Source organism: Cupriavidus sp. LA-1 (assembly GCF_055385985.1).
Window position 1 is genome coordinate 648030 of record NZ_AP031387.1, and the last position, 14702, is coordinate 662731.

Here is a 14702-nt window from a genome sequence, read left to right on the forward strand (position 1 = left end):
ATTTTTGATGATTGCGAGCTTCGCGGATTCGCTCACCGGTTTTCGCGGGCCGCTGATTGCCGCCCTGCAGGCCAAGGGCCTGGACGTGCATGTGGCCGCGCCTGGACTGCCGGCCGCCGATCCAGTGCGTGCGCGTCTTGAGGCACAAGGCCTGACGGTGCATGACATCGAAATGCATCGCACTGGCACGAATCCGCTCGCCGACCTGCGGACGACGCTGCAGTTGTATCGCTTGATGCGGCGCATTCGGCCCGATTACACCATGGGCTACACTATCAAGCCGGTGATCTATGGAACCCTGGCTGGATGGCTGGCCCGCGTGCCGCGGCGCTTTGCCCTGATCACGGGGCTCGGGTACGCTTTCCAGCAGGAGAGCGGGCGAGGCGGCATGCGCGTGCTGGTGCAGGGTATGTATGCCACCGCGCTGGGGCGCGTGCAGAAGGTGTTCTTCCAGAACCCGGATGATCGTGACCTGTTTCGGCAACGTGGCATTCTCGGTGCGGACACGCCGGCATGTGTTGTCAACGGATCGGGCGTCGATGTATCGAGCTTCGCGGTAGCGCCATTACTCGAAGGCAATACGCGCTTCCTGCTGATTGCACGTCTGCTGGGCGACAAGGGCGTGCGAGAGTATGCCGAGGCCGCAAGGCGAATTCGGGCACGGCGCTCGGACGCGACCTTTGTTCTGGTAGGCTGGATCGACTCGAATCCCGATGCCATCTCTCAGGAAGAACTCGATTCCTGGGTGGGTGACGGTGTCGTGGAATACCTGGGCAAACTGAGCGATGTTCGCCCGGCGATTGCGCAAAGCACGGTCTATGTGCTGCCGTCCTACCGGGAAGGTACGCCGCGCACCGTGCTCGAAGCCATGGCGATGGGCCGCGCCGTGATCACCACGGATGCACCTGGCTGCCGAGAGACGGTCGTGAACGGCGACAACGGTTTCCTTGTGCCGGTCAAGTCCGTCGATGCGCTGGAATCGGCAATGCTGCGCTTCCTGGAGGACCGCGAGCTGGCGCAGAGGATGGGCCGGCGTGCGCGGGCGATTGCCGAGGAGAAGTATGACGTGCACAAGGTGAATGCGGTCATGCTGAGCGAAATGGATATCCGATGAAGCGCCTCTTTGACCTGATCCTCGCGGGCCTTGCCTTGATTGTACTTTGCGTGCCGTTGGTGATCCTGATCTGTCTGGTGCGCAACAAGCTTGGCAGCCCAGTATTCTTCCGACAGACACGGCCGGGCCTGCATGGCGAGCCGTTTGTCATGGTGAAGTTCCGGACCATGACCGACGCGCGTGGTCCTGACGGGCTGCTCCTGTCCGATGCCGAGCGGCTGACAGCATTTGGCCGATTCCTGCGCGCAGCGAGTCTCGACGAATTGCCTGAGCTTTGGAACGTCGTCAAGGGCGACATGAGTTTGGTCGGCCCGCGTCCACTGTTGATGGAGTATCTGCCCTTGTATTCACCAGAGGAGGCGCGCCGCCATGAGGTTCGGCCCGGCGTGACCGGCTGGGCGCAGGTCAACGGCCGCAATGCATTGAGCTGGGACGAGAAGTTCGCGCTTGACCTCTGGTATGTCGATCACCGCAGCCTGTGGCTCGATATCAGCATCCTCTGGCTGACCGTTCGCAAGGTAGTCGTGCGTGAGGGTATCAGCGCCGCCGGCGACGCGACCATGCCGAAGTTCACGGGCAAGAAGAAATGAAGCAGAACCGGCTCGCCCTGTTTGGCGCAAGCGGCCATGGCAAGGTCGTGGCCGATGCCGCGCTGGTTGCCGGCTGGCAGAGTATCATGTTCTTCGATGATGCCTGGCCCTTGTTGCATGACAATCGACACTGGCCTGTGCTGGGCGATCTGTCCGCCATGATGGGGCGTGTCCACGAGTTCGATGCTGCTCTGGTGTCGATTGGGAACTGCCAGGTGCGATGGGAAAAGCAGCAGGCCCTGGCAGCCGCTGGGATTCCACTGGCGACGGTGGTTCACCCACACGCGTGCGTCAGCCGCTTTGCCATATTGGGCGCCGGCACCGTGGTCATGGCCGGGGCTGTGGTCAATGCCGATGCGGCGATTGGGGATGCTTGCATCGTCAACACAGGGGCAACGGTGGATCATGACTGTACGTTGGCACACGCTGTGCACGTGGGTCCGGGGGCGAACCTCAGCGGTGGTGTCCGAGTTGGGGCTTTCTCGTGGATTGGCGTGGGTGCCGTGGTGCGGCAGGGTATCGACATCGGCACTGGCGTTATGGTCGGCGCAGGTGGAGTAGTGGTTAAGCCCGTGACGGACTGCACGATAGTGGTGGGAAATCCGGCGAGGGAACAAAGAAAGTAAGCCCGCGTCACTCGAAAAGATTGCAGAGAAGAGGCGATCGGGTGGTGGGGCAACCTCTGAAGGTCTAATAAAGCTATGTTGAATACTCCATTTTCTCCTTGGCCGAGCTTCACAAAGGAAGAGGCCGATGCCGTACAGGAGGTGCTGCTGTCCAACAAGGTGAACTACTGGACTGGCAGCGAATGCCGCGAGTTCGAGAACGAGTTTGCCGAGTGGACAGGTACACGTTATGCGGTTGCGCTGAGCAATGGCACGCTGGCGCTGGATGTTGCGCTCAAGGGCCTGGGCATTGGTTCTGGCGATGAAGTCGTGGTCACGCCGCGGACGTTTATCGCCAGTGTGTCCTGCGTGGTGAACGCAGGTGCGACGCCGGTCTTTGCGGATGTGGATCCCGATAGCGGCAACCTGTCCGCGAAATCCATTGCGCGTGTCCTGACACCACGCACCAGGGCCGTGATCGTGGTGCACCTGGCGGGTTGGCCGTGCGACATGGATCCGATCATGGATCTTGCCGCACGTCACGATCTGAAAGTAATCGAGGATTGCGCGCAGGCGCACGGTGCGCGCTACAAGGGGCGAAGCGTCGGTTCGATCGGCCATGTCGGCGCCTGGAGTTTTTGCCAGGACAAGATCATGAGTACGGGTGGCGAAGGCGGTATGGTGACCACCAACGATGAGGCTGTCTGGCGCACCATGTGGGCCTATAAGGACCACGGCAAGAGCTTCGAGGCAGTCTACGAGCGCCAGCATCCACCCGGTTTCCGTTGGCTGCATGAGAACTTTGGCACCAACTGGCGCATGCTGGAAATGCAGGCTGTCATCGGTCGTATCCAGTTGCGGCGCATGGCGGAATGGACCGCGCGCCGCAGCGCGCATGCGCAAGCCATCCTGGACGCCGCCAGGCCTTTCTCCGCCGTTCGGGTTCCGGTCTTGTCATCGGATAGCGTCCACGCGCACTACAAGTGCTACGTCTATGTCCGGCCCGACCGCCTTGCTGCCGGCTGGACCCGCGATCGCATCGTGCAAGCTATCGTTGATGCCGGCGTGCCTTGTTACCAAGGCTCGTGTTCGGAGGTCTATCTCGAAAAGGCATTCGATGAAACCGGCTGGCGTCCCGCCGAGCGCCTGTCCGTTGCGAAGGTCATGGGCGAGACCAGCCTGATGTTCCTTGTGCACCCCACGCTGACCGATGCTGAAATTGCCAAGACCTGCCGCGTACTGACTGACGTCCTGGGACGGGCCAGCCTGTGAAGAGCCTGACAGTTCCGCTGCTTGCGTTGCCGCGCGCGGCCAAGCGCATCGTCGTGGTTGCGCTGGATCTGTTCCTGGCGCTCCTGTCTGTATGGTTGGCTTTTTACCTGCGCATCGACCAGACCGGGTTGCCTACCTTTCAGCAAGGCTATGTGTACATATTGGCACCGTTGCTGGCCTTTCCGATCTTCGTGCGTCTTGGCCTGTATCGGGCAATTTTCCGCTACACGGGGATGGCGGCGTTGGCCAGCACGGCGAAGGCAGTGGGTCTGTATGGCGTGTTGTTCTTCACGGCGCTGATTCTGCTGAAGCTCGATGGCGTACCACGCAGTGTCGGTTTGATCCAGCCCATGCTGTTCCTGCTGCTGGTGGGCGCTAGCCGTGCGCAGGCGCGCTTCTGGCTGGCTGGCACGCCAGCCAGGGTGCATTCGCACGAAGGGCGTCTGCTGATCTATGGCGCTGGTGAAGCGGGTGTTCAGACCGCGTCCGCACTGGCCGTTGCGAGACAGTATCTGCTGCTCGGATTCATCGATGATGACCCCGCTAAGATCGGGCGCACTATAAACGGCCTCGACATCATCGGGCCGGACGATGTGCCGGATGCGGTCGAGCGCATGGGCGTGACCGATATCCTGCTGGCCATTCCGTCGATGGGGCGGACGCAGCGCAATGCTGTGATCGACAAACTGCGCGAGGTGCCTGTGCACGTGCGCACGCTGCCCGGCATGGCGGACCTGGCGTCCGGACGCGTCACCATACGCGATTTCCAGGAACTTGATATCGAGGACTTGCTGGGTCGTGCGCCCGTACCCCCCGACGCCGCGCTGCTGGCGCGCTATCTGGCTGGCAAGACGGTGCTTGTGACGGGCGCCGGCGGCAGTATCGGCAGCGAGCTATGCCGCCAGATCGTGCTGGAGAAGCCATGCCGGCTGGTCCTGGTCGAACACAACGAGTTCGGCCTTTATTCGATTCATCATGAACTGGAGCGCCTGCGCAACGAGCATCGCCTGCAGATCGAAGTGATCCCGCTACTGGCTAGTGTGGCCAACCTGAGGCGTCTGCGCGAGATCTGCGAGCTGTTTCGGCCGGCGACGGTCTATCACGCTGCCGCGTACAAGCATGTACCACTGGTGGAGTGCAATGCAGCCGAGGGCGTGATGAATAACATCTTTGGTACGTTGAACCTGGCGCGCGCGGCCATGGAGAGCGGGGTCGAGAACTTCGTGCTGGTTTCTACCGACAAGGCGGTGCGTCCTACCAACGTGATGGGGGCATCGAAGCGCATGGCTGAACTGGTATTGCAAGCCATGGCCGCCAGCCCCGCAGTCAACTATGCGGCGCTGGATGGCCGGCAGGACGATGTCGTGCATAACCGGACGGTTTTCGCGATGGTCAGATTCGGCAATGTCCTGGGCAGCAGCGGTAGTGTCGTTCCGCTCTTCCGAAGGCAATTGGCGGATGGCGGTCCACTGACCGTAACACACGAGGAGGTCACGCGCTACTTCATGACGATCCCGGAGGCGGCCCAGTTGGTGCTGCAGGCCGGCGCGATGGCCCATGGCGGTGAGGTCTTCGTGCTCGACATGGGGCAGTCGGTCAAGATCATGGACCTGGCTCGCCGCATGATCCAGCTGTCGGGCCTGTCGGTACGCGACAATGATCATCCTGGGGGCGATATCGAGATTCACGTGACGGGCCTGCGGCCTGGCGAGAAGCTCTACGAGGAATTGCTGATCGGTGACAATCCTGAGCCTACCGCGCACAAGCGCATCATGAAGGCTCGAGAAGTCTATGTGCCGTGGGAAGAGTTTGCGCCAGTGCTTGCGCGACTACGCTTGGCGGCGGAGCAGAATGATCGTGAAACGATTGGTGATATCCTGAGCCAGCAGGTTCACGGATATGGTCCGCAGCCGGCGGATAGTCGTGCGACGGTCGTGACGACCTGAGTGATCGAAAACGGGACAGCCAAGGCTGTCCCGTTTCTTCTGGCGTGGCCCGCGAGTCAGGGGCGGAACGAGCGCCTCTGGAAAGCAATCAGGGCACCGACGACGAGCCCGACCGCAAAGCCGGAAGCAATCAATAATGCTGTCCCGGGTGTGCTGGGTTGTGCCGGCACATAAGCTTCACCTAAGGTTCGGGTCGGGTAGGTGTGGCTAGGCTCCAGTGCCTCTCGCAGAGTATCGGATTGCTGTTTGAGGTTAAGAATCTGACTATTGATGACAGTAGCCAGGTTGGTCACCAGAACATTCTGTGCCGCGTTCGTGCCGCCCGCATTCACACCTGACTTGAGCGATTGAACGCTTTTGTCATATTCGCGTTGCGCGGCTTCAAGCTTACCCTTGACAATATCCAGATCAGTCTTCATCCGAGTGAAGCTCGGCTCGAAGAGCCTGTTGTGCTCCGCGGACAGGATCTTGAACGAGGATGCTATGGCGGTCAGTGCCTCGCTCTGCGTATACCCTGATACCTGCAGGCTGATCACGTCGGGGCTCTTGTCCGTGGATGCACGCAGAGTATCAAAAACGAGCTTCGACGCTGCGCTGCTTTCGGGGTCCGGCAGACCCATCGCCCTTATGACCTGCAGCCTAGTCGCCGGCAGGTTGTAGCGATCCGCGGCGGTGAGCTGATTCTCGATCAGGCGCAGTCCAATGCCTGTCTGGCCAGTGATTGCCAATTGGCCGATCTGGACAGTCATCTTGGCAACCCAGCGAGGCTTGATAACCTGGGATGCCCCAAAGCCTAGCAAAGCACCCACCGCCGCGGCAGCAATAATGAGCTTTGATGAGTTCAGCAAGAGACCGAACGGCGTAACCGGCTTGTTGGCTTCGGGTGGGGGAGGCATATCAGTCATGCTGAAGATCGGACATTTCCTTTAATGTAGCTTGGATTGTATCGCGACTCATCCGTAGTTCGAGACTTGAAGTTGTAGCGCTCTCCCCTATTTTGTAAGGAAGTACCGAGCCTATTCGCCACACCCTCTGACCTGCTGCTCCAGAAGGTTTTTCCATTGCCCGAATATTCTGACGCCTCCATGGGGTGGACCCCTTCCCCGCTACGCCGGGCCAAGTATTCTCGGCATTCTTGAAGATTTCTTCTGGGTATTCCACGGCTTGTTGAAGGTGGCGGCTGTCGAAATATGCCGTTCGCTTTCGCCAGAACGAGTCAAAAATCGTCATAGCGCGAACTGAGGCAGAAAATCGATGCATCGCAGTAAAACTGCTTCAATATTCGATGTGGTGCCTGGAAGTTCCAGCGAATCCTCGAGTCCGAGCTCGCGAGCCTGCGCTTCGACCAAAAGAGCATCACCACCTCTGCGCTGCACACCAGCGCAAGCGACAGCGCATACTGGGAGTGGTCGAGGCCCTGCGGTCCCAACGCATGTGCAGGTTTGGTGACCACGCCTATGCCGGCGCCGACCAGAAAGCCCTGCTTAATCGGCATCCACAGCAGATTGCCTGCACGGCGCCGGCATATCAGACTCCCTTTGCATGTGGCGCGCCTGCCGCGCCGGGCAGGCTCGCGTAGAGCGTGAGCCAACGCCGCGCCACGGCATCGATTGAGAACGAGGACAACGCGCGTTCGCGCCGCTCGGCGGCCTGAGCTGGTAATCCGCGGCCCGCACGCAGAGCGGCGGTGAGTGCTCTGGCGAGTGCTGGCGCATTGCCACGCGGCACGATGGTGCCCTGATCGTGAAGCACTTCCGCCACGCCCGGCGCATCAGTCGATACGACCGGACAGCCGCAAGCCAACGCTTCCACCAGAACGATGGGGAGGCCCTCGATGTTTGATGACAGCGCGAACGCATCAGCGCTGTTGAGCAGGGCAGGGATGTCGTGGCGCGGACCTAGCAGCGTGACGCGCGATGACAGGCCGAGCGACGCCACCAGATCGGTCAGCGGCTGCCTGAGCACGCCACCTCCCGCGATCAGCAGGTGTGCGGGTACGGCACGATCGATCTGTGCAAACGCTCGGATCAGCAGATCCTGCGCCTTCTCGGGCACCAGTCGCCCGACATTGAGCGCCAGGCGCGTATCGGCGTCGATGCCGAGACGCTCGCGTGTGGCATTGCGCAATGCCGGGTCAGGGCGAAAGCGGTTCACATCGATGCCATTGGGCATCACGACGATCCGTTGCGCCGGCACACCGCCTGCCGCGATCATGGCAATGTGGCCTGCGCTGCTGACGTGCGTGGTCAGGCTGGCCCATCCGTCGGTTAGCCTATACGCCAGCATGCGCAGGCGGCCGCCTTCGCTGAAGCTGTGCGCGGTGCAGACTAACGGTGGGCAGCGGACCATACGGGTCAGTGCGCGGGCAAACAGATTCGCATGCACCATATGCGCATGCATGATGTCCGGCCGCCACCGCGTGACCAGCTGACGGGCACGCCAAAGTGCACGCGCCATCGACCACGGCGTCTTGCGCATATCGAGCTGCTCGACAGTGATGCCGTCTGGCAGCGGTATGTCACTGCCACTTGTCAGGCTGACAATCAGGACAGCATGTCCAAGGCGGACAAATTCCCGTGCCAAGGCCACGACCTGCTGTTCTGCGCCACCCAGCTTCAGGCCGGTCGTGACGAGCATGATGCGCATCGGGCTGGCGTCCGGCGACGGTTCAGATTCAGCCATCACCGCGCCCCATACCCTGTCACCAACGTTCGCACCGTCTTCACCCCAATAAGCAGATCCAGCGCAAACGAGCAATGCTTGACGTAATACAAGTCATAGCTCAACTTTGTCACCGTTTCCTCATGCGTGCCGACATACCCCTGTTGCACCTGCGCCCACCCCGACAACCCCGGCCGCACCAGATGCCGGTACGGGTAGTACGGAATCGTCCCTGAAAACCCCTCCACCATCGGCGCCTGTTCCGGCCGCGGCCCAATCAGGCTCATATGCCCGACCAGCACATTCCAGAGCTGCGGGATTTCGTCGAGTCGATACTTGCGGATGATCCGCCCAACCTTGGTGACGCGCGGATCCTGGCGCGAGGCGAACTGCGCCGTGGCGTTGGGATCGACGCCCATACTGCGGAACTTCAGCATGACGAATGGCTTGCCAAATAGGCCGATACGTTCCTGGCGAAATATCGCCCGGCCTGGCGTTTCCATCCGGATCGCCAGCGCGACCGCAAGGCTGACGGGGACTAGGAACGGCGCGAGGCATAGCACGGCCGCGATGTCGATGGCGCGCTTGAGGTAGCCGTAGAGGTAGTGCGCCGCATAGTCGTCCAGAAAATTCTCGTCGATATGCGCGAGCCCGACGCGGCCGGTGAGCATTTCGCCGACCCGTTCGACCGAGTACATGCGCACGTGGCTCATTTTGTACTGCGCGAGTTGCCGGGTGCGCTCGGGATCGGCGGTGGTGCTGCGGTCGACCATCAGGCCGTCGCAGTGCCTGGCGTCCTCCAGCGAGCCGATCGGCTCGAAGCGTGTGGGCGAGGGTGGCGCGGCGCCCGGCATTGTCAGGATGGACTCGAGTTGCTCCAGCGTATGCGGATCGGTGTAGCCAAACAGCGGCACGTAGTTCTGCACGTAGTGGCGATAGCCGATCCAGATCCACGCCAGCGTAGTCACGTAGCCCAGTAGCAGGGCCCCGCGGGAGTACTCGATATGGAATGCGGCAAAGACGAAAAGCAATGCGACGAACGGGAAGGTCGACGCAAGGCCGGCCAGGCTGTTGCCCTCCATCGCCGGCAGGTGCAGCGACCGGTGCAGCATCATGAAGGCGAACAGGTAGGGGACAATGGACCACAGCAGCGTTCGCGTGAACACGTAGGTCACGACCCCGGCGTGGTGCGCAACCTCGGCCAGCACGGTGTTGATGCCGAATAGCACCAGGCCCAGGCACGCCCAGCCGAGCATCCGGCTCACGCGGCGGATGGTCTCCGAGCCGGCGATATGCATGCCGGTGGCGCGGCGGCGCAGCGGCTCGGTCTTGAGCATGTTCGTCATGTCGGCACTCGTGCTGCGCGGGGCTTGTCGCCCAAGGCGTCCTGATATACGGCCCACGTAGCGTGTGTCATGCGGTCCAGGCCGTAGTTCTGTTCCCAACGATTGCGCGCCGCATCGCCCAGGGTTGCGCGCCGGCTGGCGTCGTGCACCATGCGCGACAGGGCGTCGGCCAGCGCGGACGGGTCGTTACGCCGCAGTAGCTCGCCACAACGGCCCGCGTCGAGTTGTTCGTGAATTCCCGGCAGATCCGAGGCAATGACTGGCAGGCCGGCACGCATGGCTTCCAGGACGGAAAGCGGGAATCCCTCATGGTCGGAGGCCAGGACGAAGATCTGCGCAGTCGCCAGCAATTCGGGAACGTCTCCGATGCTGCCTGTAAAGCGGACGCGCCCGGGCGCAATCTGGTCTGCCAGTTGCTGCAGGGCCTGCCGTTGGGGCCCGTCGCCCGTGATGACCAGTTCGCAGTCTGGCACGGCTGCACGCGCGAAGGCGCGGATTACCAGGTCAGGCCGCTTGGGTCGGGCAAGGCGGGCGACCATGACGATCCTTTGCACGGTTGCATTCGGTCGTGCGCGAGCGATTGTGTCGGCAATGCCGTTCGGAATCACGGCAATATGCCGTGCCCGGATTGGCAGTGTCCGGGCGAGGTCCTTCTCGGCCTCGGCTACGCAGATCATGCGCGCCGTCAACGGTGCTAGCAGCCACTCGGCGATGCGTGCGGCGATGCGCTGCCGCGCAGGCGCTTCCGGCTTGAACGCAAAGCCGTGCACCGTATAGATCACCGGGATACCAAGCAGCAAGCCCGCAATCCTGCCCAGCGCACCTGCCTTGGCGCTGTGGGCATGGATGAGGTCCGGCGCGGCCTGCCGCAGGGCCTGCAGCAACTCGCGCAGTGCCGTGACTGCACGGGCGGGCGAGAGGGTGTTGTCCAGTTGATGCAGCCGGATGACCGGGATGCCAGCGCGTTGTGCAACGTCGAGAAGCGGACCCTCGCCGCCTGCCAGTAGTACCATGTCGGCCTGGCCGCCTGCCGATTGCAGCAGATCCGCCACATGCGACTGCGCACCGCCGATCTCCGAATTGGTGATCAGGCAGGCTACGCGGGGCCGGTTGATGGTCTGGATATTGGACGGCAAGGGTGAGAGCGCAATCGCTGGCGCGGATGACGGCTGGAAGTGGCGAGCTGGGCCCGCTTCAGGTACCTGATCCTTGTGCCGCCGTCTGCGATGGCGGCGCTGGCTGGCTTCAGGCCGTAAGCCGCCATGTGGGCGGCAAGAACGAGGGCCATTGTTACCGAAGCGGCGATTATACCGCCCGCGCGGCGCGCAATCCGGCAAAATACCCCCTTCGGCACGCAGTGATCGGCCCTTGCGGGCGCGCGGCTGAGCCATTACTTCAGGAATCCCCATGAGACTTGATCCCTCCATCTTCAAAGCCTATGACATCCGCGGCATCGTCGGTAAGACGCTTACCAGGGATGTGGCCCGCCAGATCGGCCTCTCATTCGGTTCTGCTGCGGCGGAAGCCGGCGAGAAGGCCGTTGTCGTAGGCCGCGATGGCCGCCTCTCCGGCCCGGACCTCATTAGTGGCCTGATCGAAGGCCTGCGCGCCGCCGGCATGGACGTGATCGACCTGGGCATGGTTGCCACGCCGATGGTCTACTTTGGCACTAACATCGAACTCCATGGCGTAAGCGCCACCTCGGGCATCATGGTCACCGGCAGCCACAATCCGCCGGACTACAACGGCTTCAAGATGGTCCTGGCAGGCAAGGCCATCTATGGCGAGCAGATCAAGGGGCTGCACCAGCGGATCGAAGCCGGCAATTTCGCAAGTGGCGCCGGCGGCTATAGTGAGGTTGATGTGCGCCAAAAGTACCTCGACCGCATTCTTGGCGACGTCAAGCTGGCCCGTCCCATGAAGATTGCGCTGGATGCCGGCAACGGCGTGGCCGGTGCCTTCGTGGGCGATCTGTTCCGCGGGCTGGGTTGCGAAGTGACTGAGCTGTTCTGCGAGGTCGACGGGAATTTCCCGAACCATCATCCGGACCCGGCCCATGTCGAGAATCTGCAGGACCTGATGAAGTGCCTGCGCGAAACCGACTGCGAACTGGGCCTGGCCTTCGACGGTGACGGCGACCGCCTGGGCGTCGTGACCAAGGACGGGCAGGTGATTTTCCCAGACCGCCAGCTGATGCTGTTTGCCGAAGAGATCCTTGCGCGCAATCCGGGCGCGCAGGTGATCTACGACGTCAAGTGCACGGGCAAGCTGGCGCCGTGGATTCGCCAGCACGGCGGCGAGCCGCTGATGTGGAAGACCGGCCATTCGCTGGTGAAGGCGAAGCTCAAGGAGACTGGCGCACCGATCGCCGGGGAGATGAGCGGGCACGTATTCTTCAAGGATCGCTGGTACGGGTTTGACGATGGCCTGTACACGGGCGCGCGGCTATTGGAAATCCTGTCACGCTACGCCGACCCCAGCGCCGTGCTGAATGCGCTGCCAAACGCCAATAACACCCCCGAGCTGCAACTCAAGTGCGCCGAGGGCGAGCCGTTCACGCTGCTGGACAAGATCAAGGCCAATGCCACGTTTGATGGCGCGCGCGAGGTCATCACCATCGACGGCGTGCGTGTCGAGTATGCGGATGGTTTCGGCCTTGCCCGTCCGTCCAATACCACGCCGGTAGTGGTGATGCGCTTCGAGGCGGACAACGACGTCGCGCTGGCGCGGATCCAGGCTGAATTCAAACGTGTGATCCTGGCCGAGAAACCGGATGCTCAGCTCCCGTTCTGAGGGCGGGGCGGCGCCGCAGCCGGCGGCCCCGTCCGGCGTCCTCCAGGCCGCCCCGATGGCCGCACCGTTTGCACTGCCGGATCGGCCGCGCATCTTGCTGATCAAGGTCTCGTCCCTGGGTGACGTTGTCCACAATATGCCGCTGGTGCATGACCTGCGCGCACGCTGGCCGGGGGCCGAGATCGACTGGGTGGTGGAGGAGGGCTACGTCGAGCTGGTGCGCCTGCTGCCTGATGTGCGGCGAGTCATTCCATTCGCGCTGCGGCGTTGGCGCAAGCGCTTCTACCAGTCGGGCACGTGGCATGAAGTGGGCGCGCTGCGCGACACTTTGCGCCTCGATAACTATGACGCGGTGATCGAAAGCCAGGGCCTGTTGAAGACCGCCGTGGTCGCGCGCGCGGCCAGCCGTACGCCGCGGGCGCCGATCATCGGCCTTGGCAATGCCACCAAGGGTTCCGGCTATGAGCCGGCCGCGCGGCTGCTGTATACCGCGCCGGTGCGCGTGCCCAGCCAGACCCATTCGGTACAGCGCTCGCGCTTGCTGGGCGCGGCGCTTACCGGCGTCGGGCCGACCGAGCCGCCGCAGTTCTTCGGCGCCGCCGCTCAGACGCTGCATATGGATGATCCGATCTGGGACGGCCTGCCCCCGCGCTATGCCGCGTGTTTCCACGCGACGGCCGGCGCGAAGAAGAAGTGGCCGGTGTCAGACTGGCACGCGCTCGGGCGCCGGTTGCTGGAAGACGGCCTGGTCATGCTGCTGCCGTGGGGTAACGATGCGGAACGTCGGGCCGCCCAGGAGATTGCAGCGGGAGTGCCGCGGGCCCAGGTGTTGCCGCGCTTCACGGTGATGCAAGGATTTGGCCTGGTCAATCGCGCCGAGGTTGTCATTGGTGTCGATACCGGGCTCGTCCATATTGCCGCGGCGCTGTGCCGGCCCACCGTGGAGATCTACACCGCGACATGGCGCTGGAAGACCGAAGGCTACTGGTCGGACCGAATTGCCAACGTGGGCGACCATGGCGTCGTGCCGTCAGTCGAAGACGTTATTGAAGCGGCCCGCCGCGTACGCGGGGCGGGCCGCTGATGCTGCGTGTCCTGTATAGCCTGTTGTGGCTGGTGGCGCTGCCCGTTGCCCTGCTGCGTCTTGTCTGGCGCGCCCGCAAGGAGCCCGGTTACCTTGAGCATGTCCGGGAGCGGCTGGGCCGTTACGGCCATTTGCCGGCAAACGGGCCGTGGCTGTGGGTGCACGCGGTTTCGGTCGGCGAAACGCGGGCCGCGCAGCCGCTGATCGAAGCGCTACTGGCAGCCTATCCTGGCCATCGCCTGCTGCTGACACATATGACGCCGACCGGCCGGCAGACCGGAGCGCAACTTTTCGGCAAAGAACCGCGCGTCCTGCAGTGCTTCCTGCCCTATGACCTGCCCTGGCTGGTGGGCCGGTTCCTGCGCTACTTCCGGCCGGCGGCTGGCATGCTGATGGAAACCGAGGTCTGGCCCAACCTGGTGCGCGGTGCGCGTCGGGCCGGCGTGCCGCTGTTCCTGGTCAATGCACGCCTGTCGCCGCGCAGCTACCGGCGTACCGCCCGCTTTGGCCGCGCAGCGGCGGCGATGTACAGCGATTTTGCCGGCGTGCTGGCACAAACCGTTGGCGATGCCGATCGTTTCAGTGCCCTGGGCGTGGAGGCGGTGCAGGTCACGGGCAACCTGAAGTTCGACATGCAGCCGGCCCCCGCCAGCGTGGAGCGCGGCGGCCGCTTGCGGCAGGCATTCGGCGAACGCGCCGTGCTGGCCGCTGCCAGTACCCGGGAAGGCGAGGAGCCGATGCTGCTGGATGCGTTTTCGCGTTGGCAGCGGTCGTGCGGGGAAGTGCCCAGGCCAGCCTTGTTGCTGGTGCCACGGCACCCGCAGCGGTTCGATGAAGTGGCGGCAATGGTCGCGCACGCCGGTTTCACCGTGCAGCGGCGCAGTGCGGTGGATATCGATCATCTGCCTGCTCCGATCACGGCTGACGTGGTGCTGGGCGATTCAATGGGGGAGATGGCGATGTACTTCGCGGCTTCGGACCTTGCTTTCATCGGCGGGAGCCTGATGCCGCTGGGCGGGCAGAACCTGATCGAGTCGTGCGCGGTCGGCACACCGGTGCTGATCGGTCCCCACACGTTCAACTTCGCGCAGGCGACCGACGATGCCATCGCCGCCGGGGCCTGCCTTCGCGTGGCTGATGCCGACGACCTGGTCAGGACGGCGTCAAGGGTGCTCTCGGATCCTGCAGCGCTGGCCGACATGCGTGCCCACGCTCGAACCTTCGCGGGCCTGCACCGGGGTGCCACGGTACGGACGCTGGCGGAGTTGGCGCAGGCGCTCGGAACCTGAAG

The 14702-nt window shown here is 63.1% G+C and carries 13 protein-coding genes; 8 read left to right on the plus strand and 5 right to left on the minus strand.

Annotated features, from left to right (window positions below):
* The first annotated feature begins 7 nt into the window (after nt 1-7).
* From ACZ5MJ_RS03110 to ACZ5MJ_RS03130, 5 genes are all read left to right on the plus strand, one after another.
* A complete protein-coding gene (locus ACZ5MJ_RS03110) occupies nt 8-1114 on the plus strand; it encodes a glycosyltransferase family 4 protein (protein WP_464222323.1) in 1107 nt (368 codons plus the stop codon).
* The gene (locus ACZ5MJ_RS03115) at nt 1111-1704 is read left to right on the plus strand and encodes a sugar transferase (RefSeq protein WP_464222324.1); all 594 of its coding nucleotides are present in this window, start codon (nt 1111-1113) and stop codon (nt 1702-1704) included. The genes ACZ5MJ_RS03110 and ACZ5MJ_RS03115 overlap by 4 nt, the downstream gene beginning before the upstream one ends.
* Nucleotides 1701-2330, plus strand: a complete 630-nt coding sequence (locus tag ACZ5MJ_RS03120) for an acetyltransferase (protein ID WP_464222326.1) — start codon at nt 1701-1703, stop codon at nt 2328-2330. Before ACZ5MJ_RS03115 ends, ACZ5MJ_RS03120 begins: the two co-directional genes overlap by 4 nt.
* Before the next feature lie 75 nt (nt 2331-2405).
* Complete coding sequence (locus ACZ5MJ_RS03125) at nt 2406-3581, plus strand: DegT/DnrJ/EryC1/StrS family aminotransferase (protein WP_464222328.1); 1176 nt, start codon at nt 2406-2408, stop codon at nt 3579-3581.
* The gene (locus ACZ5MJ_RS03130) at nt 3578-5527 is read left to right on the plus strand and encodes a polysaccharide biosynthesis protein (protein ID WP_464222330.1); all 1950 of its coding nucleotides are present in this window, start codon (nt 3578-3580) and stop codon (nt 5525-5527) included. Before ACZ5MJ_RS03125 ends, ACZ5MJ_RS03130 begins: the two co-directional genes overlap by 4 nt.
* 56 nt (nt 5528-5583) lie before the next feature.
* On the opposite strand, the gene ACZ5MJ_RS03135 is transcribed toward ACZ5MJ_RS03130, so the two are convergent.
* The 5 genes from ACZ5MJ_RS03135 to ACZ5MJ_RS03155 all read right to left on the minus strand — a co-directional run bounded on the left by ACZ5MJ_RS03135 (nt 5584) and on the right by ACZ5MJ_RS03155 (nt 10943).
* Entirely contained in the window at nt 5584-6432 is an 849-nt protein-coding gene (locus ACZ5MJ_RS03135; RefSeq protein ID WP_464222332.1) for a hypothetical protein, read from the minus strand.
* Nucleotides 6433-6743: 311 nt separating this feature from the next.
* Nucleotides 6744-7022, minus strand: coding sequence for a hypothetical protein (locus ACZ5MJ_RS03140; protein ID WP_464222334.1), 279 nt, complete (start codon nt 7020-7022; stop codon nt 6744-6746).
* Nucleotides 7023-7054: 32 nt separating this feature from the next.
* Nucleotides 7055-8209: a glycosyltransferase gene (locus tag ACZ5MJ_RS03145; protein WP_464222337.1), complete on the minus strand. Its 1155-nt coding sequence runs from the start codon at nt 8207-8209 to the stop codon at nt 7055-7057.
* On the minus strand, nt 8209-9525 hold the full coding sequence (locus ACZ5MJ_RS03150; RefSeq protein ID WP_464223640.1) for a sugar transferase: 1317 nt from the start codon (nt 9523-9525) through the stop codon (nt 8209-8211). The genes ACZ5MJ_RS03145 and ACZ5MJ_RS03150 overlap by 1 nt, the downstream gene beginning before the upstream one ends.
* Before the next feature lie 5 nt (nt 9526-9530).
* Nucleotides 9531-10943, minus strand: coding sequence for a glycosyltransferase family 4 protein (locus tag ACZ5MJ_RS03155; RefSeq protein WP_464222339.1), 1413 nt, complete (start codon nt 10941-10943; stop codon nt 9531-9533).
* Between ACZ5MJ_RS03155 and ACZ5MJ_RS03160 the strand changes: the two genes are divergently transcribed.
* The 3 genes from ACZ5MJ_RS03160 to waaA are packed head-to-tail and all read left to right on the plus strand — an operon-like array spanning nt 10942 to nt 14700.
* The gene (locus ACZ5MJ_RS03160; RefSeq protein ID WP_464222341.1) at nt 10942-12327 is read left to right on the plus strand and encodes a phosphomannomutase/phosphoglucomutase; all 1386 of its coding nucleotides are present in this window, start codon (nt 10942-10944) and stop codon (nt 12325-12327) included. The genes ACZ5MJ_RS03155 and ACZ5MJ_RS03160 overlap by 2 nt on opposite strands.
* Nucleotides 12308-13411, plus strand: a complete 1104-nt coding sequence (gene waaC, locus ACZ5MJ_RS03165; RefSeq protein ID WP_464222342.1) for a lipopolysaccharide heptosyltransferase I — start codon at nt 12308-12310, stop codon at nt 13409-13411. Before ACZ5MJ_RS03160 ends, waaC begins: the two co-directional genes overlap by 20 nt.
* Nucleotides 13411-14700 (plus strand): lipid IV(A) 3-deoxy-D-manno-octulosonic acid transferase, encoded by a 1290-nt coding sequence (gene waaA / locus ACZ5MJ_RS03170; RefSeq protein WP_464222344.1) that lies wholly within the window; start codon nt 13411-13413, stop codon nt 14698-14700. The genes waaC and waaA overlap by 1 nt, the downstream gene beginning before the upstream one ends.
* Nucleotides 14701-14702: the final 2 nt, after the last annotated feature.